Source organism: Nocardia sp. NPDC088792 (assembly GCF_044750615.1).
Classification (GTDB): Bacteria; Actinomycetota; Actinomycetes; order Mycobacteriales; family Mycobacteriaceae; genus Nocardia.
Window position 1 is genome coordinate 203,348 of record NZ_JBIVKC010000004.1, and the last position, 20,547, is coordinate 223,894.

Annotated in this window: 16 protein-coding genes; 3 read left to right on the top strand and 13 right to left on the bottom strand. The window is 68.2% G+C overall.

What is annotated here, in order from left to right:
* Positions 1 to 19: 19 nt before the first annotated feature.
* A complete protein-coding gene (locus ACIP5Y_RS27480) occupies positions 20 to 910 on the bottom strand; it encodes an SDR family NAD(P)-dependent oxidoreductase (RefSeq protein ID WP_400354248.1) in 891 nt (296 codons plus the stop codon).
* 139 nt (positions 911 to 1,049) lie between these two features.
* Here ACIP5Y_RS27480 and ACIP5Y_RS27485 point away from each other — a divergent pair, with 139 nt between their 5' ends.
* Positions 1,050 to 1,889 (top strand): hypothetical protein, encoded by an 840-nt coding sequence (locus tag ACIP5Y_RS27485; protein WP_400354250.1) that lies wholly within the window; start codon positions 1,050 to 1,052, stop codon positions 1,887 to 1,889.
* Positions 1,890 to 1,894: 5 nt separating this feature from the next.
* On the opposite strand, the gene ACIP5Y_RS27490 is transcribed toward ACIP5Y_RS27485, so the two are convergent.
* Both ACIP5Y_RS27490 and ACIP5Y_RS27495 read right to left on the bottom strand, forming a co-directional pair.
* Positions 1,895 to 2,119 carry a hypothetical protein gene (locus ACIP5Y_RS27490; protein WP_400354251.1) on the bottom strand — a complete coding sequence of 75 codons (225 nt, stop codon included), beginning with the start codon at positions 2,117 to 2,119 and terminating at the stop codon, positions 1,895 to 1,897.
* Positions 2,120 to 2,217: 98 nt separating this feature from the next.
* Positions 2,218 to 3,714, bottom strand: coding sequence for an MFS transporter (locus ACIP5Y_RS27495; RefSeq protein WP_400354253.1), 1,497 nt, complete (start codon positions 3,712 to 3,714; stop codon positions 2,218 to 2,220).
* Between the two features lie 114 nt (positions 3,715 to 3,828).
* Here ACIP5Y_RS27495 and ACIP5Y_RS27500 point away from each other — a divergent pair, with 114 nt between their 5' ends.
* The gene (locus ACIP5Y_RS27500) at positions 3,829 to 4,497 is read left to right on the top strand and encodes a TetR/AcrR family transcriptional regulator (protein ID WP_400354255.1); all 669 of its coding nucleotides are present in this window, start codon (positions 3,829 to 3,831) and stop codon (positions 4,495 to 4,497) included.
* Between the two features lie 49 nt (positions 4,498 to 4,546).
* Here the strand turns inward: ACIP5Y_RS27500 and ACIP5Y_RS27505 are convergent, their stop codons facing one another.
* Both ACIP5Y_RS27505 and ACIP5Y_RS27510 read right to left on the bottom strand, forming a co-directional pair.
* On the bottom strand, positions 4,547 to 4,957 hold the full coding sequence (locus tag ACIP5Y_RS27505) for a YchJ family protein (protein WP_400354257.1): 411 nt from the start codon (positions 4,955 to 4,957) through the stop codon (positions 4,547 to 4,549).
* A gap of 13 nt (positions 4,958 to 4,970) precedes the next feature.
* Entirely contained in the window at positions 4,971 to 5,381 is a 411-nt protein-coding gene (locus ACIP5Y_RS27510) for a nuclear transport factor 2 family protein (protein ID WP_400354259.1), read from the bottom strand.
* Between the two features lie 98 nt (positions 5,382 to 5,479).
* Between ACIP5Y_RS27510 and ACIP5Y_RS27515 the strand changes: the two genes are divergently transcribed.
* Complete coding sequence (locus ACIP5Y_RS27515) at positions 5,480 to 6,031, top strand: PadR family transcriptional regulator (RefSeq protein WP_400354260.1); 552 nt, start codon at positions 5,480 to 5,482, stop codon at positions 6,029 to 6,031.
* 21 nt (positions 6,032 to 6,052) lie between these two features.
* Here ACIP5Y_RS27515 and ACIP5Y_RS27520 read toward each other — a convergent pair whose 3' ends face one another.
* The 8 genes from ACIP5Y_RS27520 to ACIP5Y_RS27555 form a co-directional block, all read right to left on the bottom strand.
* Positions 6,053 to 6,721 (bottom strand): O-methyltransferase, encoded by a 669-nt coding sequence (locus tag ACIP5Y_RS27520; protein WP_400354262.1) that lies wholly within the window; start codon positions 6,719 to 6,721, stop codon positions 6,053 to 6,055.
* 18 nt (positions 6,722 to 6,739) lie between these two features.
* Entirely contained in the window at positions 6,740 to 8,461 is a 1,722-nt protein-coding gene (locus tag ACIP5Y_RS27525) for an urease subunit alpha (protein WP_400354263.1), read from the bottom strand.
* Positions 8,461 to 8,772, bottom strand: coding sequence for an urease subunit beta (locus ACIP5Y_RS27530; RefSeq protein ID WP_400354265.1), 312 nt, complete (start codon positions 8,770 to 8,772; stop codon positions 8,461 to 8,463). The genes ACIP5Y_RS27525 and ACIP5Y_RS27530 overlap by 1 nt, the downstream gene beginning before the upstream one ends.
* Before the next feature lie 4 nt (positions 8,773 to 8,776).
* Positions 8,777 to 9,079 carry an urease subunit gamma gene (locus tag ACIP5Y_RS27535; protein WP_400354267.1) on the bottom strand — a complete coding sequence of 101 codons (303 nt, stop codon included), beginning with the start codon at positions 9,077 to 9,079 and terminating at the stop codon, positions 8,777 to 8,779.
* A 102-nt stretch (positions 9,080 to 9,181) separates the two neighbouring features.
* On the bottom strand, positions 9,182 to 9,571 hold the full coding sequence (locus ACIP5Y_RS27540) for a PaaI family thioesterase (protein WP_400355835.1): 390 nt from the start codon (positions 9,569 to 9,571) through the stop codon (positions 9,182 to 9,184).
* Positions 9,572 to 9,849: 278 nt separating this feature from the next.
* Positions 9,850 to 10,530, bottom strand: a complete 681-nt coding sequence (locus ACIP5Y_RS27545; RefSeq protein WP_400354268.1) for a formyltransferase family protein — start codon at positions 10,528 to 10,530, stop codon at positions 9,850 to 9,852.
* The gene (locus ACIP5Y_RS27550; RefSeq protein ID WP_400355837.1) at positions 10,527 to 13,523 is read right to left on the bottom strand and encodes a non-ribosomal peptide synthetase; all 2,997 of its coding nucleotides are present in this window, start codon (positions 13,521 to 13,523) and stop codon (positions 10,527 to 10,529) included. The genes ACIP5Y_RS27545 and ACIP5Y_RS27550 overlap by 4 nt, the downstream gene beginning before the upstream one ends.
* Before the next feature lie 184 nt (positions 13,524 to 13,707).
* Positions 13,708 to 20,478, bottom strand: coding sequence for an amino acid adenylation domain-containing protein (locus ACIP5Y_RS27555; protein ID WP_400354270.1), 6,771 nt, complete (start codon positions 20,476 to 20,478; stop codon positions 13,708 to 13,710).
* Positions 20,479 to 20,547: the final 69 nt, after the last annotated feature.

Genomic DNA, 20,547 nt, shown 5'->3' on the forward strand with positions numbered 1-20,547 from the left:
CGAGACCGTTCGTCCCGGGTCAGCGGCCGAAGCCGCGTTCCATGAAGCGCTGGGCGGCGCCCCGGGTGAGGTCGGTCCAGGCCTGGACGGGGCCCGTCCACCAGGGCGAGATTTCACGCGGGCGCGAGACGACGGCGTGACAGACCAGGTCGGCGGCCTCATCGGCGGTGAGGCCGGGGACGCCGGAGAAGTCGGTGGGTGCGCTCATGCGGGTGTGGACCAGCGGCATGTAGATGGAGGTGGTGGTGACACTGTCGGCGGCGATTTCGGTTGCGACGGTGCGCAACCAGATATCGAAGGCGCCCTTGGAGGCGCCGTAGGCCGACCAGCGGGGGGCGGGCGGCATGCGCAGGCCCCAGGTGGAGATGTTGACTATGTGGCCCTGACGGCGTTCGCGCATATCAGGCAGCAGGCTCAGCAGGAGGCGGACGGGGCCCAGGTAGTTGACGTCGATGGTGCGGGTGAAATCGTGGAAACGATCATAGGATTCATCGAGAGGGCGGCGAATCGAGCGGCCCGCGTTATTGATCACCACATCGATGTGACCGTGTTCGACGAGCAGGCTGCGGGCCAATTCATCGACGGCCTCGAAATCGGTGATGTCGGAGCGGTACACGTGCGCCCGGCCGCCCTCCGCACGGATGTCGGCGGCGACCTGTTCCAGGTCCTCGGCCGAGCGGGCGACCAGCAGTACGGTCGCGCCGGCGGCGGCCAGTTTCTTCGCCGCGGCCTTGCCGATGCCGTGCGAGGCCCCGGTCACCAGGATGATCTTGCCGGTGACGGTGTCGCGCAACGACTTCTCGCGCGGCCGGGAGGTCGGGTAGAAGATCCTGGTCGCTACGCGCTCGGCGAACGGACGGCCGTTCGAGCCGGTCGAGTTGTCGCTGTTCGGCGCCGAATTGTCAGCCACGACTCCGACTGTAACCGCACCAACCGGACACGATCGAGAGCTGAGTGGAAATACCCGGTGCGCGAGGCATTTTCACACGCGCGCCGAACCCGCCCGTGCCGAAGAATCGACGACGGAACACGGGGAAGGACGGGGAATCATGACGGCACAGGCTCCGGAACAGCGCACACCGGACCGGGTCTCACCCGGGGGCTGGATCATCCGAGGCCTCGCCCTGGCGATATTCCTGCCACCACGGCTGCTGTGGGAAGCGATCAAGTTCAGTTCGCGAACGATCGCATCGGCCTGGGCATTCTTCCTCGACCATCTGCTCGAGCCCACCGCGAAACTGCTCCGCGATTGGGTGATCCGCCCCGGCTGGAAATTCGTCAGGAACTACCTGTGGCACTGGCTCATCCAGCACGTGCTGTGGAGTCTGGTACTCACACCCCTCGGCGCGCTGCTGGTCCAGTTCGTCCTGCAGCCCTTCCGGCACGTCATTGAGCAATGGTTGTGGCGACTGCTGCTGCGCCCAGGCCTGATCCTGCTGTTCCGGATAATGGAGTTCACTCTCACCCGGCTCATCGTCCGACCGGCCGGATTCCTGTGGCAGCGCCTGCTCCGGCCGGGATTCACCTGGCTGACAGCCGAAGTGCTCGACCCCGCCCTGCACGCCCTCGGCCACGGCCTCGGATTCTGCTACCGCTGGTTCCTGCGGTGGCCCGCGCGCATGTGCCGGCACTGGATCCTGCGCCCGCTGATCTACGCGTTCGCGGTATCCGTGCTCTTCGGCTGGCAGACCGCGACCACCGTGACCCGCGTCCTGCTGATCACGCCCTGCCGCTACCTGTATCGGACTGTGCTGCAACCACTTGCCGCGGCCACCGCCCGGCTCTGGCGCGAGCACGTCGCCCGCCCGGCCCGCTGGACCTACCGCACGATCATCCAGCCGATGAGCAAGCGGGCGAACGAAATGTGGACCCTCGTCCTCGGTAAGTAGCCCGGTTACGCGCCGAAGAACCGTTCCATCATCGGCACATCGGAGATGTGCGTATCGATGGTCGCGATGCGTCCGTCACGGCAGGTGAACACGATGGCCAGCCATTCGTCGAGCTCCGCATCGGGACGGCTCGCCGTGTTGTGCACGGTGACCGCGACGCTGCGATAGCCGTCGTGCAGATGCCGGGGATCGAACCTGATGCCCGCCGCGGTGATCGCTCGGGACCTCATGGTGTCGCTACGGCTCGACGATCTGGCCGATCGCTTCCCGGGCCTGATGGATGCCGTCGTGGCACAACAGGATCCGGACGACTGAGATTCATCGGAACTTACACCGGGTCCGGCGCGTGCTCACCGTCGTGTGAGCGCGCGCCGTCCTTGGCGAAGAACGCGATCACGGCCATGCCCGCGAGCAGTACCGCGCCCGTCGTGGTGGCGATATGCATGCCGTTCACGAAGGATTCGCGCGCGGAGTCGATCAGGGCGGTGTTGCCGCCCGCATCGGTGACGGTTTCTCCCAGTGTCGGTTTGAAGTCGCCGCCGGATCGGAAGACCAGTGCCGCAAGCGAACCCAGCAGCGCCAGCCCGAGGCCGTTGCCGAGTTCGAAGCTGGTCTCGGAGATGCCGACGGCCGATCCGGCGCGTTCGGCGGGGACCGAGGACACGGCCACTTCGGAGACCAGGGTGAAGGCGGTGCCGAAGCCCATGCCCGCCACCACGGAACCGGCCACGTACCAGCCGATCCCGCCGTCCACGCCGACGCCGAGCAGCATGAGGTTGCCGGTCGCGGCCATGCTCAAGGCCAGTACGAAGGCGGTTTTGGTGCCGAGCGCGCGCCCGACGCGCGCCCCGCTCATGGAGCATACGAACACCACCACGGCCATGGGAATCCCGAGCAGCGCGGCCTGCAGCGCGTCGCGTCCGGTGACCGTCTGCAGGTACATGCCGGTCAGGTAGCTCATACCGGCGAGCGCCAGCATGCCGACGGTGCTGGAGCCGACGGCGACCGAGAACAGTCCGCGCCGGAACAGGCTCAGGTCGAGTAGCGGTTCGGTGAGGGTGCGCTGGCGGCGGATGAACAGCACCAGCAGCAACAGGCCCACGACGCCGATGCCGATGGCGGGTGCGTCGACTCCTTCGGCGGCGCAATGCTTCACGGCGTAGACGAGGGGCAGGATGCCGCCGATGGACAGGGCCACGCTGGGCAGATCCAGCGGCCCGCGGCCCGCGGACTTGTGTTCGGGCAGCAGCAGCGGCCCGAAGACCAGCAGCACGAGCAGCACCGGGATATTGATCAGGAAGACGGAACCCCACCAGAAGTGGTGCAGCAGTACGCCGCCGATGATCGGCCCGACGGCCGAGCCGCCCGCGAAGAAGGCCGTCCACACGCCGATGGCGGTGGCTCGTGCCCGCGCCTCGGGGAACAGGGTCGAGATGAGCGCCAGGCTGGAAGGCAGCAGGGTCGCGCCGCCCATGCCCATGAGGGCGCGCGCCGCGATGAGAACGCCGGCGCTGGGCGCGAATGCGGCCAGGATGGAAGCCAGTCCGAAGATGCTCGCCCCGGCCAGCAGGATATTGCGCCGCCCGATACGGTCGCCGAGATTGCCCATGGTGATGAGCAGGCCGGCGATCATGAAGCCGTAGATGTCCAGGATCCAGAGCTGCTGGGCGGCCGAGGGATCGAGGGAGTCGGTGAGAGTGGGCATGGCGAGGTAGAGCACCGACATGTCCATCGATACCAGGAGCACGGGCAGCAGGAGCACTGCCAGGCCCAGCCAGGCGCGGCGCGTCGTCTTCGCGTCGGGACGCGCGAGAGTACTGGTCATCACCTATCCTTCGGGCTGATTTCGGGCTGCTGAGTGAAAAGCGCGCGTACGCCGTACGCGCGGTCCGGAGTACAGTGTACGCATGCCTGGTACTGGAAGGAAAGAATTCGTCCGATGACCGAGGCCAAGCTCACCCGGGCCGCCATTGTCGACACCGCCATCGGCCTGGCCGACGAGTCCGGACTCGACGCCCTCTCCATGCGCCGCATCGCCGAGCGGATGAGCGCGGGCGCCATGTCGCTGTACCGCCACATCCCCAACAAGGACACCCTCCTGGCCGCCATGACCGATGAGGTCTCGCGGCGCAATACCTATCCGGACGCCACCGGTCAGGCCTGGACCTGGCGTGACCGCGTGCGCATTGCCGCCGAGGTGGATTGGCAGCTGTACCAGCAACATCCGTGGGTCCTGTTCACCTTCGCGGTGCCGCGCTACAACTTCGGCGCCCACAGCCTGGTCGTTCTGAGCTGGCTGGTGGAGGGTTTCCGCGAACTCGGGGTCGACGCCCGCGAGGCCACCCGCATGTCCCTGGCGGTGTGGAGCTACATCGCCGGCGTCGCTCTACAAGAGGTCAGCGCGAAACTGTTGCAGGCCAGGGACAGTGAACCGGGCGAACGCTCCGGTCTCACCGCCCTGCTGGAGGGCACGCCGTTGTGGGCCACCCCGCCCGCCCTCGCGGAGCTGCACGGCCTCGGCGATACCGCTCTGCTCGATCCGGCGCATCTGCTCGAGACGGGTCTCGAGGCACTCTGCGACGGCTTCGAGGCCCGGGCGAAAGCCTGATCGCCGCCGGGGCTTTCCCGATTTCGTGGCGGGCTCGGACCGGCCGGCGTCAGTGCTCGATATCGCCGTCGAGATAGACCCAGGCGCCGTGGTCGCGGCGGAAACGGCTGTTCTCGTGCAGTTCGCCCGCCGCGCCGCGCGCCCGGTAGTGGGCACGGAATTCGACCGTGCCCTCGGTGTGGAACGGCCCGCCGCCGGTGCTGCCCACGATGTCGAGACGCTCCCAGTGCATGCCCGGATCGAAATCCACGTCGGCGGGCCGGGTTTCGGGGTCCCAGCTGCGCAGCAGGTAGGACTCGTCGTGGACGGCGAAGGCGCTGAAGCGCGAGCGCATCAACTGTTCGGCGGTGGTGGCCTGTGCCGCGCCGCTGTGCAGCCGCCCGCAGCAGTCCGCGTATGTCGCGGACTGCCCGCACGGGCACTCCTCGGGCATCGGGCGGGCTTTGCGGCGCTTGGACATGCGGACGATTCTGTCAGTTCGCGGCGTAGAAGCTGCGTCCGCCCGGGCCGCCGGATACCGACCAGACCTCCACGATGAGGCCGTTCTCCGCGCGCAGGATGTCGGTGCCGTGCAGTACGCGTTCGCCGCCGTCCCCGTCGGTCATGGTCGCCCGGTAGGGCCGGGCCACGATTCCGGTTCGGCTGTCGTTCATTTCGACGACCGGCACTCCGTCGGACGAGAACCGCACGCCGGGCACCTGCCCGTGGAATGCCGCGACCTGCGTGGCGAGCGCCTTGCGGTCGTGGATGTCGTCGTAGACGTCCGCACCGGGCTGGGCGTAGCGCAGGGTGAATTCCGGGGCCATGATCTGCTCGACCCGGTCCAGATTCAGGTTCCACATATCGGTCCACAGCTCGAACAGTTCGATGCCGAAGTCACGCATGCCCACTCCTTGTTAGTATCATTGATACGGTCTCGATGGAATGAACATATAGTCTCACTGATATGATGTCAACAGGGCACCACGAAAGGGGCTGCAGGATGGCCGAACTCGGTCCGCAGGACCACATCGTGCTGGGTCTCATCGCCCGGCACGGACCGCTCACCCCGTACGAACTCAAGGCCCGGCTCGAGGAGAGCGTCGACTACTTCTGGCCCATCCCCCACGCTCAGCTCTATCGCGTTCCGCCGCGCCTGGCCGAACAGGGACTTTTGCGCGAGGAAGCCGAGGAGGGCGGCCGCCGGCGGCGCGTCTTCCACCTCACCGACGCCGGGCAGGCGGAACTGACCCGCTGGCTGGCCGATCCGAGCTCACCGCCCCCGGAGACGCGCGATCCCGCGCAGCTCAAACTGTTCTTCGCCGATCTCGGCGCACAGGGTGATGTGGTGGGACTGGCCCGCGCCCAGGTCGCGGAACACCGCCGCTGGCTGGACCTCTACCGCAAGCTACGCGCCGAGATCGATCCCGAGGACAATGTGGGCGCGGTGTCCCGCGCCCGCATCCTGCAACTCGGCATCGGGCACGAGCAGGCGTATGTGGAATTCTGGGAGGAACTGGCGGCGCACCCGGATGGTCGCGCCGCCGGCTCCTGAAAACACCGTTCCAGCGGTGGGTTATTCGTCGCCCAGCACGACGGCGTAGGCGAAACCGTCCCAGCCCTTGCTGCCGACGGTCTGCAGCACGGTGGCCTCCAGACGCGGTTCGGCGCCGAGCAATTCGATGACATCGCGGCTCGCCCGCACCGCGGCATCGGAGGAATCCGCCTGTGCGATACCGCCATTGCGCACCACATTGTCGACGATGATCACCGAGCCCGGCCGGGTCAGCTTCAACGCCCACTGCACATAGTTCGAGTTGTTGACCTTGTCGGCATCGATGAACACCAGATCGAACGGCTCGGGCTGCTCGGCGGCCAGCACCGGCAGCGAGTCCAGCGCGGCGCCCACCCGGATCTCGACCCGCTCACCCACGCCCGCGCGGTCCAGATTCTCGCGCGCCACCTCGGCGTGCTTGGGCTCGTATTCGAGGGTCACCACCTGACCGGCCTTACCGACCGCCCGCGCCAGCCAGGTGGTGCTGTACCCGCCGAGGGTGCCGATCTCCAGCACCCGGCGGGCACGCACGGACAGCGCGATCAGGTAGAGGAACTTGCCCTGCGCGGGCGAGACGTCGATATGCGGCAGCCCGGCCGCATCGTTCGCCCGCAGCGTTTCCGAATCCTCGTCGCCCACCAGGGTATTCACGAGGTAGTGATCAACTTCGGCCCATTCCGAATTCGTCATGGGCCCGAGTCTGCCACCTCAGAACAGGAAATAGCGCTGTGCCATCGGCAACTCCGCAGCCGGTTGCTCGTCCCACACTTCGCCGTCGATGCGCACGGTGAAGGTGTCGGGTTCCACCTCGATGCGCGGCATGGCGTCATTGCGTGGCATGTGGGCCTTGGTGCGCTTGCGGACATTGGCCACCGGCACCAGCTTCCGGTTCACCCGCAGGCGATCGGCGAGCCCGTCCTCGATGGCCGCCTCGGAGACGAAGCTCAGCGAGGTGCCCGCCGCCACGATCGGCGAGGCGCCGAACATGGGCCGCGGCAGCACCGGCTGCGGCGTGGGGATCGAGGCATTGGCGTCGCCCATGGCGGCCCAGGCGATCATGCCGCCCTTGAGCACGGCGTGCGGCCGGACGCCGAAGAACGCGGGCTCCCACAGCACCAGGTCGGCCAGCTTGCCCACCTCGATCGACCCGATCTCGTGATCGAGACCGTGTGCGACGGCCGGGCAGATGGTGTACTTCGCGACGTAGCGCTGCACCCGATTGTTGTCGGCCGCACCGTCACCCGCGAGCGCGCCGCGGCGGCGCTTCATGACGTGCGCGGTCTGCCAGGTGCGCAGCACCACCTCGCCGATGCGGCCCATGGCCTGCGCGTCACTGCCGATCATGGAGATCGCGCCCATATCGTGCAGCAGATCCTCGGCGGCAATGGTGGAGGGCCGGATGCGGCTCTCCGCGAAGGCCAGATCCTCCGGGATCTTGGGGCTCAGGTGGTGGCACACCATGAGCATGTCCAGGTGCTCGTCGAGGGTGTTGACCGTATGTGGCCGGGTCGGGTTGGTGGAGCTCGGCAGCACATTGAGATGCGAAGCGACGGTGATGATGTCGGGCGCGTGCCCGCCGCCCGCTCCCTCGGTGTGATACGAGTGGATGGCCCGGCCGCGGATCGCCGCGAGGGTGTCCTCCACGAAGCCGGCCTCGTTCAAGGTGTCCGAGTGCAGCGCGACCTGCACGCCCGACGCGTCCGCCACGGTGAGGCAGGCGTCGATGGCCGCGGGTGTGGTGCCCCAGTCCTCGTGCAGTTTGAATCCGGCCACGCCGCCGCGCAATTGCTCCCACAGCGCCTCGGGCCGCACCGTATTGCCCTTGCCGAGCAGCACGATGTTCACCGGCCAGCCGTCGGTGGCCTCCAGCATGCGGCCCACGTGCCAGGCGCCCGGCGTGACCGTGGTGGCCTTGGAGCCCTCGGCGGGTCCGGTGCCGCCGCCGATCAGGGTGGTGATGCCGCCGCCGAGGGCCTCGTCCAGGATCTGCGGGCAGATGAAATGCACATGGCAGTCGATGGCGCCCGCGGTGACGATGCGGCCGTTGCCCGCGATGATCTCGGTCGAGGGCCCGACGACCAGGTCCGGGTGTACCCCCGTCATGGTGTCCGGATTGCCCGCCTTGCCGATGGCGCTGATCCGCCCGTCGCGAATGCCGATGTCGGCCTTGATGATTCCCCAGTGATCGATGATGACCACACCGGTGATGACCGTGTCGGGGGTGCCCTCGGCGCGGGTGGCGCGGGCCTGGCCCATGGATTCGCGCAGTACCTTGCCGCCGCCGAAGACCGCTTCGTCACCGGCGCGACCCGGGCCGCCGCTGCGGTCCTCGGTGATCTCGATGAGCAGGTCGGTGTCGGCCAGGCGGATGCGGTCGCCGGTGGTGGGGCCGAACAGTTCGGCGTAGCGGGCGCGGGAGAGTTCGGCCATCAGGCGTCCAGCTTTCCGGGTGGGGTGAGGCTGATTCCGTACACTTCGCGGGTGCCGCCCAGCGGGACCAGCGAAACCCGCTGTCCCAGACCGGGTTCGAAGCGGACCGCGGTGCCGGCGGGAATGTCGAGGCGGCGGCCGTGCGCGGCCGTGCGATCGAAGTCCAGCGCCGTATTGGCCTGCGGGAAGTGCACGTGGCTGCCGACCTGAACGGGCCGGTCACCGGTGTTCACCACATCGAGTTCGATGCGGTCGGCGCCGGGATTGAGCTCGATAGTGCCCTCGGCACAGAGATATTCGCCAGGGATCACTGGATCAGCCGATCGGGTTGTGGACGGTGACGAGCTTGGTGCCGTCCGGGAAAGTGGCCTCGATCTGGACATCGTGGATCATCTCCGGGATGCCGTCCATGACGTCGTCGCGGGTGAGCACGGTGCGCCCCGAGGCCATGAGCTCGGCCACCGAACGTCCGTCACGCGCGCCCTCGAGGACATGGTCGGAGATGATGGCGACCACCTCGGGGTGATTGAGCTTCAGTCCGCGTGCCTGCCGCCGCCTGGCCAGCTCGGCCGCATAACTCAGGAGCAGGCGTTCCTGCTCGTGCGGCGACAGTCGCATGGGGACTCCTCGTCGGATCTTCGTTCGGGTCGACGGCAATTTTGGCACGAGCCGGGTTACCGGCTTGTTTCACAATGTCTATGCTTTTCCCGCCGCGCAGGATCAGTTCTGCGGGTACAGATTCTGCAGTCGCACCTGGCCGCGGGCGACGGTCCGGCCCTGCTCATCGGTGATGACGACGACCCACAGCTGCTGGGAGCGGCCGCGGTGCACGGGGGTGGCCTCACCGCGCAGCACGCCCTCGCGGACGGCCCGCAGGAAGTCGGTGTTGTTGTTGACGCCCACCACGGTCCCGCGGTCGCCGAGCCAGGCGCCGCCCGCCACGCTGGCGAGGGTCTCGATGATCGTGCAGTAGACGCCGCCGTTGACGATGCCGGCCGGCTGGTAGAGCTGCGGGGTGACCACCCATTCCCCGGCCACGCGGTCACCGGTGAGCTCGGTGAACTTCAGTCCGATGAGATCGCTGAAGGTGCCCGCGCTGAACTTGTTCATCAGCTCGGGAGTCACATCGGCCATGGACTTGATCGATGAGGTGTCTTCGGTCATATGCACACATTTGCACAGCACTCGCACGCGAAGATTGCGGGCTCCCCGGCGCGGGCGCGGGCCGCGATAACGAACACTTGCAAGTTAGGTAAGCCTGACCTACACTGAGTCCGGCGTCAGGATCGAGCGAGGCCCCGAGGGCTGCGGCGGCCCCGATCCCCTGCCGGCGGTGGGTTCCAGGACATGAATTTCCCTGGAGCCCACCGCCTTCTCATCGAGTGGAACTATCCGCGCGGCGAGGCCGCCGCCAACTCCGGGTAGTAACCGGCGAAAACGCCTACCGCGGTCGCCCGGCCGAACTCCGGGTGATCGGTCATCTCGCGAAGCGCGTCGAGCGCCCTGCGCCCGTAATAACCTCCGGTGTCCGGCGACTGCGGGCGGGCTGTCACCCGTTGCGCGGCAATGTCTTCCAAATTCCGCTCGAAGAGCTGAGTGCAGGCGCGCAGACCGGCGATCATGACATCCTGGAAGGTGTCACCCGGCCCGATGTCGAACGCCTCGACATCGATGACCGCGCCCGTGTCGATCCCCGCGTCGATCTCGTGGAGCGTGGCGCCATACGTGCTGTCGCCATTGAGGATCGCGTGCGCGATGGCGGCCTCGGGCAGACCCCGGTGCCGCGGCAACAGGCCGTTGTGAATGTTGTAGACGCGGAAACCACCGTCCAGCAGCGGGTCTCGCAGGATGGTCACATTGTTGATCGAGAACACGATGCCGTCGGTGCTCGCCACCCGCAGTTCGGCGGCGGCGGTATTGACGTCATCGACACACAGGATCGGCAACTCGCGCTGGCCCGCGGCGGACTCCTGTCCGGCGGGCAGCACCACGAGATCGATGAGATGGCCTGCGGCGGCGGCGAAATCGACCGCACGCCACAGCAGCGAACCGCTCCCGAGGAAGATCATGCGGTCACCCCGGCAGCCGCGGTGACCGCGTCGGATACCCGTTCCACCGTCAGGTGATGCATGAGCCCTTCTACCTGGGCCACGAACGCCTGTTCGCCCGCCGGGCCGACGAGTTCACGCGAGACCCGGGCCAGCATTTCGACCGTGGCCAGCGAGTCACCGCCGAGCACGAAGAAGTCGGAATCGGGGCCGATATCGGCGGCGTCGCAGCGCAATACGGCGGCCCAGATCGCGGCGATCCGGCCCGGCAGGTCGTCGTCCGCCGCCTCGGTGACGGCCGCCACCGGCCCGGCCGGTGCGCTCACCAGTGCGGCGAGACCGGTGCGGTCCAGCTTCCCATTGCTGGTCAACGGCAGTTCCGCGAGTGAGTGGAAGGCGCTGGGGATCATGTAGACCGGGAGCCGCTCGGCCAGGAAGTCACGCAGCGCACCGTGATCCGGCGCCTGCGGCCCGGTGACGAGGAACGCCTCCAGGACGTCGTCGCTGTGCTCGTCGCGCCGTCGGCTGATCACCGCCGCCGCGGTGATCTCGGGGTGCGATTCCAGGTGATAGCGGATCTCGTCGGGTTCCACCCGGTTACCGCGGATCTTCACCTGATGGTCGACGCGGCCCGCGAACTCCAGCATCCCGCCGGCCGCACGCCGCACCAGGTCTCCGGTCCGGTACGCGCGCTCACCGTCGATGGTGACGAATCGCTCGGCCGTGAGTTCGGGCCGATTCAGGTAGCCGGCGGCGACCTGCGGTCCGCCCAAATACAATTCGCCCGGTTCGCCATCGCGCACGGGTAGCCCGTCGGCATCCAGGACATGCTCGGTCGTGCCGGGCGCCGGGGAGCCGATCGGCACCGCTGATCCCGTCTTGACCTGTACCGGCAGCACATACGAGTGGGACACCAGGCTGACTTCGGTCGGGCCGTAGCTGTTGACCAGCCGGACTTCGGGCCCGAAGAATTCGCGCGCCCGGCGGGCGAGATCGGCGGTGAGCTGCTCACCGGCCAGCACCACGGTATTCATCCGCTGCGCCTGAATGCCCTGGCGCACCACCACTTCCGCGAGGCTCGGGGTGAGCAGTACGGTGTTCGCGCCGTCCTCCCCCAGCAGTTGCGACAGGGTCACATGGTTCACGTCGCCCGGTGCGAGCACCACGACCCCGCCCGCGTAGGCGGCGGAAACCATGGCCATGCAGGCCATATCGGCTGCGGGCGTGTGGTAGTGGCCGTAGCGGGTGCCGGCATCGAGCCGGTACCAGTCGGTCGCGGCGCGCAGGTAGTGCAGCACGCCGTCATGTGTGACGCACACGCCCTTGGGCTTCCCGGTGGACCCGGAGGTGTAGGTGACGTAGGCGGTGTCGCCGGGCTCGACCGCGACGTCGGGCCGCTGTGGACCGGATTCGGGCAGGTCCTCCAGGACGAGCACCGGCACCGTATCGCCGACGATGTCGGCGTAGCGCCTCTCGATCAGGCACAGCCGCACCCCGGAGTCCTGCAACGTCTGCCGGATCCGTTCCTGCGGATGCTTGGGATCCAGCGGCAGGAAGGCCGCGCCGGCCTCGAGGATGCCCCACTGCCCCGCCATGGCCCGCAATGTCCGGCCTGCGAGAATGGCGACGATATCGTGGCGGCGAACGCCCTTGTCCGCCAGCGTCGCAGCGACCGCGGCCGATCGGGCGCCGAGGTCCGCGTAGGTGAGCGAACCGTCGGGTCCGGTGACCGCCGTCGCGTCCGGTCGCCGGGCCACGTGCTCGCGCAGCACATCCACCAAGGTCGCCGCACCACCGTGGACCGGGGTCGCGGCTGAATTCTCCTGCTCTACAGCAGCTTCCGGAGCGTCCTCGGTATTCGACAGCGCACGCTCGATCGAGTCCAGCAGGTGCTCGAGCCGCTCGGCAATGCCCCGGCCATTGCGGCACGAGACCAGGATCTCGGTGGTCGAATCCGATTCGACGATCGCGAAGGAGATCGGCGCGAGCCCGGTATGCGCGGGAATGGTCACCACCGCGCCGGCCGTGAAATCCGGGGTGGTGAAGTCCGCGGTCGGCATCTTGCCGGCGTGCGAGATGATGGCCGAGCAGAGGTTTCGCCCGGTCGCGGCGCCGATGCCGTCGACGGTGCGGACCGTCGCGCGGGCCACCGCCGCCGGAATGCGGGCCAGCCCGCGGCTGCCCATCTGATCGAGTTCGGCGCGGCGCACCAGCCCGGACATCATGCGGCCGTTGAGCTGACGCCAGTCCTCTCCCGGCACGCAATCCAGGAACAGCGGCAGGGTCAGGTTCGCCGTGGACGCGAGTTCCGGCGCATGCCTGCGCAGGTCGACCGGGATCATGATGCGCGACCGCGGGCCCGAGGCCGCGACCACCGTTTCGGCGACGCGGGCCACCAGCGCGGAACTCACGGCGGGCACGCTGCGCCGCCGCAGCAGGAACGGCGGCTCCCCCGCGACCCGGCGGCCGTGCCCGATCGGCGAGCGGAACGCCATGCGCATCGGCACGGCTTTTCCGGTGGCGCCCAATCGTTTCACCAGGTCGTGGTCGGCGGTGGCGTCCGCGGAGCCCACCGGTTCCGCGCCGCGCAGGGCGCGGAAGACATCCGCGGCCCACAGTTGCAGGCCCTTGGCGTCCATGATGCCGTGGAAGGCCCGGAAGACCACCGTGACGGGATCACCCGTCAGCAGCAGCACCTCGCACATCGGCTCCGGCCCGGACGTCCGCGCGATGGGGCTGCCGATCACCGAATCCGTTTCCAGCCGTTCGTAATCGATCCGCGCACCCTCCAGCACCCGGACCTGCGGCGCCTCCGGCACGGCGACCCATTCCCGCCCGTTGCGCCGCAATCGCGCGCCCGGGCAGGTCCGCGCCGCGAGTTCGACGGCAGCCCGCAACCGTTCCGGGTCGATGCCGCCCTCACCTGCGACGGCGATCTGTATCAGGAAGGGCGGATGCACGTCTCGCGCCGATAGATACATCTGCTCCGTAGGAGAGATGGGCCGACGGAACACACTGGTCAAGATCGACTCCTCGAAAATCGGCGATCCACGATATCGCCGTATAGCTGAGATCACGCACAGCGGCGACAGTGCCGCGGATCACGTGGCCGAGAATGCATGCTCGCCGAGAATGGTTGCGCTGAACAAACTCTCGCGCGACGACAACATCCTTCCGATGCATGCGGCCAATGGACGATCACATGCTAGCCATCGGCGGTGACGGAAGGAATTCGGCCGCCTGGAAGGCGCGGACATAGGTATCGAGCACAACGTCGTCGATCGGTGGGCAGGCGATTCCACAACCGGCGAGCGCCTTGCGCGCATTGGTGTCGTCCAGCACGATATCGCCGCCGCCACCGAAATTGCCGCTGACCAGGGCGGCACGCACCAGTGAATCGTCGCCTGCCGCCGCACGGGTGCGCGACTCCTCGGCGAATCGGAGCTGGATCGTCTCTACTGACTCGGTCCTGATGGGAAGTCCATGCCGGGCGAGAGATTCGAAGACCTCACGTACCGCGACCGGTTTCTCGTTCACCAGGTGGTATTCGATATCGGTCGCCGTGCCGAGGGAGATCGCGACGATTGCGCTCGCGACGTAGGTCACCGGCACCAAATCCATTGTCGCCGCACCGATATCGGGTGCGGCGCCGAGGATTACCGCGGCCCGGATCATGTTCCAGAACGAATCGTCGGGACTGTTCCTGCCGATTCGCAGATCGCCGGAGATCAGCCCGGGACGATAGATGCGGACGGGTACACCACGTTCCCCGGCCTGCAGGATCAGTTGTTCGGCCACCCATTTGCTTGCTGTGTAACCCTGTTCGGGTAGCTCGGCCGCGCCGATCCTGGTGCCCTCGCGGATGAGCTGCTGGCCACTCGTCGTGGAGATGACGGTGTTGGCGCTGGAGACGAAGTGGACCGCCTTGACCTGCCGGGTGGTGGCCAGGCGCAGTACTTCCCGGGTTCCCTCGACATTGGCGGCGCGCAGCCGGGAGTACGGTTCGAGGTGATTGACCCGCGCGCCATTGTGGTAGATCGCGTCGATGCGGTCGGCGAGCCGCGCGTATTCGGCCTCGGTCAGCCCGAACGCCGGTTCGGCGAGATCGCCCGGCACAGGGACGATCCGGGCCTCGAAGGTCTCGTCCCACAGCTCATAGGACCGCAGGGCGTCACGAATCCGATCGCGCCCGCGGCCCACGCTGTCGGCGCGAACCAGGCACCACACCAGAGCATCGGTGCGATCGAGGAGTTCCCGCAGCAGGTAGGCGCCCACGAATCCGGTGGCGCCGGTGAGCAGTACATCACGCATCGGCCGAGGTCCCGGGCCGGTGATCTCCGGTTCGAGCACCGCATCGGCGAGGAGCGGGGCCGGGCCCGACGCCGGCGCGTCCGCACCGGTCGCGAGGGCCGCGAGCCCGCGCACGGTGGAGGTCCGGAACAGCACCGCCACCGGCAGTTCGATGCCGAGCCGATCCGCGAGCGCCTGTTGCAGGGGGAAGGTCAGCAGCGAGGTGCCGCCCAGCGCGAAGAAATCATCGTCGGCGCCCACCCGTTCGCGGCCGAGGACCTGCGCGAAGACCTCCGCCACCAGGTGTTCCGCCGGCGTGGACGGCGCCCGGAAGGTCGCGGCCTCGAACACCGGCTCCGGCAAGGCCTTACGATCCAGCTTCCCGACCGGCGTCAACGGGATCTCGTCGAGCACCACCACCGCGGCCGGCACCATATGTCGAGGCAGCACGCGCGCCGCGTGCTCGCGGAGCTGATCCGGATCGAGCGTGTATCCCACCGCCGCACGCACATACGACACCAATACCGTAGCGCCGTCGGCGGTTTCACGACCCAGCGTGGTCACGAAGTCGACGCCGTCGTGGCCGCCGAGCACCGCATCGATCTCGCCCAGTTCGATGCGGAAGCCGTGGATCTTCACCTGGAAGTCCGTGCGCCCGAGGTATTCCAGCTCCAGGCCGTCCGTCCCGGTCACCCAGCGCACCAGGTCGCCGGTGCGGTACATTCGCGCACCGGCCACACCCCACGGGCAGGCCACGAACCGCTCCGAGGTGAGCCCGGCGCGATCGTGATAGCCGCGCGCCATGGCCGCACCGGCCAGATACAGCTCACCGGCCACACCCGGCGCTACCGGCCGCAGTCGCGAGTCCAGGACCAGTGCGGACCGGCCCGGCACCGGGCGGCCGATGGTAATGCGCTGTCCCGCAACCAGCGTCGTGTAGGTCGCGCCGATCGTCATCTCGGTTGGGCCGTAGCCGTTGCAGTAGCGGCGGCCCGGCTGCCACCCGGCCAGCAGTTCCGGTGTCGTGACATCGCCACCGGCCGAGACCAATTCGAGCGCGCCGGGTCCGGTGGGATCGAGGGTGCCGAGCAGTCCGGGCGTGAGGACCGTATGCGTCACCCCTTCGCACCGCAACAGGCTGTCGAGTTCCGCTCCGCCCAGCACCTCGGGCGCCGCGATCACCAGGGTGGCTCCGGTGTAGAAGGCGCACAGCCATTCCTCGATCGATTGGTCGAAGCTCGGCGAGCAGATGTGCAGCATCCGATGGTGCGGTTCCAACCGATACGCATCGATCACGTAGCCGACGAGCCCACCGAGTCCGGCGTGTGTGACGGTGACGCCCTTGGGCCTGCCGGTCGACCCCGAGGTGTAGATCACGTACGCCGGATGCCGCGAATCGAGGGGTGCGAGCCGGTCGGCATCGGTCACCGGCGCCGTGGACCATGCCGCGCGCCTGCGCTCCGTCGCAGGGTCATCGAGGACGAGCCAGTCCACCTCGCCGGGTAGTTGTGCGCGATGTGCGGCGGCGGTGAGGCCGAGCGCGACGCCCGCATCGGTGACCATGTGCCGCAATCGATCCTGCGGGTAGGCCGGGTCCATCGGCACATACGCGGCGCCGCTCTTCGCCACCGCCAGCACGGCGGCGACCATTTCATAGGACCTCGGAAAGGCCAGCGCCACCGGGCTTTCCGGGCCGATGCCGCGGTCGATGAGGAGCCGCGCCAGGCGGGAGGAGTATTCGTCGAGCTCCCGGTAGGTGATCGAACGATCCCGGTAGCGCACCGCGATCCGCTCCGGAGCCTTCCGCGCACCCCGGGTGAGCAGATCGGGAAGCAACTCGCCGGTCGTCGACCCGTCCACCTCGGTCAGCTGTGCGTATTCGGCCGTATCGAGCAGCGGCAGGTCCCCGACCGGGGTGTCCGGTGCGGCGGTGATCGCCGCCAGCAGCCGGGTGAATCGATCGGCGAAATCGCGCACCGTCGCCTCGTCGAACAGGTCCCGGGCGAAGGTGAACAGCGCGTCCATCCCGCCGGCCTCGTCACCGGCTTCGCTGAGGGTCAGCGAGAGATCGAACTGTTCGGTATCGATCGCGAAATCGACCGCGCCGACCCGCAATCCGGGCAACTCGAAGCTGCTCTCCGGCAGATTCTGCAATGTCAGCGAGACCTGGAACAGTGGATTCCGGGCCGTCGAACGCTCCGGCTCCAGCAGTTCCACCAGCCGTTCGAACGGCATGTCGGCATGCGCGTACGCCTGCAGATCGGTCTCCCGGACCCGGGCCAGCAGCTCGGTGAAGGTCAGTGCGGGCGGTATCTCGGTGCGCAGCACCAGGGTATTGACCAGCATGCCGATCAGGCCGTCGAGCGCGGGATCGTCCCGCACCGCCGCCGGGGCGCCGATGACGATGTCATCGCTGCCGGACAGCCGGGCCAGCAGTACCGCGAAGGCGGTGTGCACCACCATGAACAGGGTCGCGTTCTGCTCGCGCGCGATCTCGCCCAGCCCGCGCCGCACCTCGCCGCCGATCGAGAACGGCACCCGCCCGCCGCGGAACGAGGCCACGGCCGGGCGGCTGCGATCGGCGGGCAGGCCGAGCTCGGCGGGCGCACCGGCCAGCGCGCTGCGCCAATACCCGGCCTGCTGCGATATCGGGCTGTCCGGGTCCGCGTCCGAACCGAGCACATCCCGCTGCCAGACACTGAAATCCGCGTACTGCACGGGCAGCGGCGCCCACTCCGGCGCGGCGCCCGCCGCACGACTCGCGTACGCCACCATCACATCCCGGGTCAGCGGGCCCATCGACCAGCCGTCGCAGCAGATGTGATGTGCCACGAAAATCAGTACGTGCTCGGTGGTTTCGGTGCCGGTGAGGCGGAGCAGCTCGGCTCGCACGGGGACTTCGGTGGTCACATCGAATCCGGCGGAGACGAGCCCGGCGATGCGCGGCAGTAAGGAATCCGCCGTCACCGGCTGCGGTGTGAGGTCCGGGACGGCCTGCCCGGCGGGCAGGATCACCTGCCGGGCGCTGCCGTCGCGCTGCGGGTACAGCGTGCGCAGTGTCTCGTGCCGCGCGATCAGATCGGCGACGGCGCACTGCAATGCGGCCACATCCAGTTCACCGGTCAATCGCACGGCAACGGGAACGTTGTAGGCCGCCGATGCGGTATCGAACCGGTTGACGAACCACATCCGCTGCTGCGCCATCGACAGCGGGACGGGATCCGGTCGCGGACCCGCTTCCAGCGCGGGCCGCGCGCCCGTGCCCGTCTGCCGCATTGCGGCGGCGGCGAGGGCGGCCACCGTCGACTCCTCGAACACCAGCCGTCCCGGTATCCGCGTCCCCAAGGCCGTGCTCAGCCGGGACGCCACCCGCGTGGCCAGTAGCGAGTTGCCGCCGAGCGCGAAGAAGTTGTCGTCCAATCCGATTCGCTCGACGCCGAGCACCTCGGCGAACGCCCCGGCCACCAGCTGCTGCACGGGATGCGTCGGCGCGCGGAAGGCGGCCGTATCGGCCACCGGCGCCGGCAGCGCCCGGCGATCGAGCTTGCCGTGCGCGGTCAGCGGAATCGCGTCGAGTACGACGAAAGCCGACGGCACCATGAATTCGGGCAAGGTCCGCGCCAGTTCGGAGCGCAGCGCCGCACAATCGGGCCGCCCCACCAGATACGCGACGATGCGCCGATCCCCCGGCAGGTCCTCGCGCACGATGACCGCCGCATTGCGCACCGATTCCACGGCGAGCAGCGCGGTTTCGATCTCGCCCAGCTCGATACGGAAGCCGCGCACCTTCACCTGATCGTCGGCGCGCCCCAGGTATTCGAGATTTCCGGCGGTATCCCATTTGGCCAGGTCACCGGAGCGGTACAGGCGGGATCCGTTCGCATCGAACGGGTTCGCCACGAAGCGTCCGGCGGTCAGCGCGGCGCGCCCGAGGTAGCCGCGGGCCAATTGCGCCCCCGCGACATAGATTTCGCCGGGCACGCCCGCCGGGACCGGTTTCAACCGTTCGTCGAGAAGCTGGATGTGCAGTCCGGGAATGGCGGAGCCGATGCCGGTGCGCCCGGTCGCGGTGATCCAATGGTGCGTGGTGTGCACGGTCGTCTCGGTGATGCCGTACATGTTCACCAGTTCCGCGCCGCCCTCGCCGTACCGGGCCCGCCACTCCGCGAGCCGGCCGATATCGAGCGCCTCGCCACCGAACACGATGTACAGCAAGGACAATGGCGTCCGGCCCGGAATCTCCGCGGCCCTGCGGTCGGCCTCGGCCAGCTGGTAGAACGCCGAGGGCGTCTGGTTGAGCACGGTGACCCGCTCGGTGCGCAGCAACTCCAGGAACTGCTCGGGCGATCGGGACGTCTCGTGATCGACGACGATCACCGTGCCGCCGTGCAGCAGCGCGCCCCACAGCTCCCATACCGAGAAGTCGAACGCATAGGAGTGGAACATCGTCCACACGTCGCGGTGATCGAAGCCGAACTGCCGCTGTGTATTCGCCAGCAGGGTCACGACATTGCGATGCGGGATCTGCACCCCCTTGGGGCGGCCCGTCGAACCTGAGGTGTAGATGACATACGCCAGATTGTTCGGCAGCAGCGGGGCCGACCGGTCCGCGTCGGTGACGGGCGAACCGTCGAGCGCGGCGAGATCGGCATCGTGCACGTCGACCGTGGGCGCCGCGATCGGCAGGACGGTTCCCGAATCCGTGATGGCACACGCCGGTTCGGCGTCGGCGAGCAGATAGGCGATCCGCTCGGCGGGGTAGGCCGGGTCCACCGGCAGATATCCACTGCCGGCCTTCACGGTGGCGAGCAAGGCGACCACCAGTTCCAGGGATCGCGGCAAGGCCACGGCCACCAGCGTCTCGGGCCGCGCGCCCAGCGCGATCAGCTTGCGCGCCAGCCGATTCGACAGGATGTCGAGTTCACGGTAGGTCAGCCCCCGGTCGCCGAATCGGACCGCGGTGGCGTCCGGCAGCGCCCGCGCCACGCGGTCGAACAGTTCGGCCAGTGTCGTGTGCGGTCCGAGATATGCGGTGAAGGGGAATACGGTGCGCAGGAACTCGGCGATCGATTCGGGCAGTGTGCGTGCGGCCCGCCGGACACCCTGCGCCGCGACCTCGGCCTGCGTCACGATCACGCCCGCCGGGCCGTGGACATAGGCGATGTCCTCGGGTTCTATCGGACGCAGCCGATCCTCGTAGGTCACCGGCTCGTCGGAGAATTCGGCGAGCTCGTCGCGGAAGTCCGGGCCGTCCATGCGCAACCACGAACCCGGCCCGCTCGGCGCCGATCCGGCTACCAGGCCCAGGACGGTCTGCACCGTGTCCTGTTGCACCGCAACCAGGTTCGAGTCGTCGACGACGAACCCGGCGCCGGTCTTCGCCACCGCCCACATCGCCGTCACGGATTCGATGGACGGACCGCCGGAAATCGCGACGAGATCCCCCGGGCCGATGGCGCGCCGAATCAGCAAGCGCGCCAATCGCGATGAGTCGCCATCGAGTTCCCGATACCGCAGCACCGCTCCCCGCAGTGCCACCGCGATACCGTCGGGATCGTTCTCCGCCGCCAGCGCCAGCAGGCGCGGCAGCTTGGTCACCCGTGCCCGGCGCGTCCGCGAGGACCGTCTACGAACTCGCCCCTCCATCGTCCGATCCGCGACGGACGCGTCCTTCTGCACTCTTCATCTCTCCATGGGCACCGTTTCGACTGGAACACTTCCATCCTGAACGATCGACCAGAAAATTTC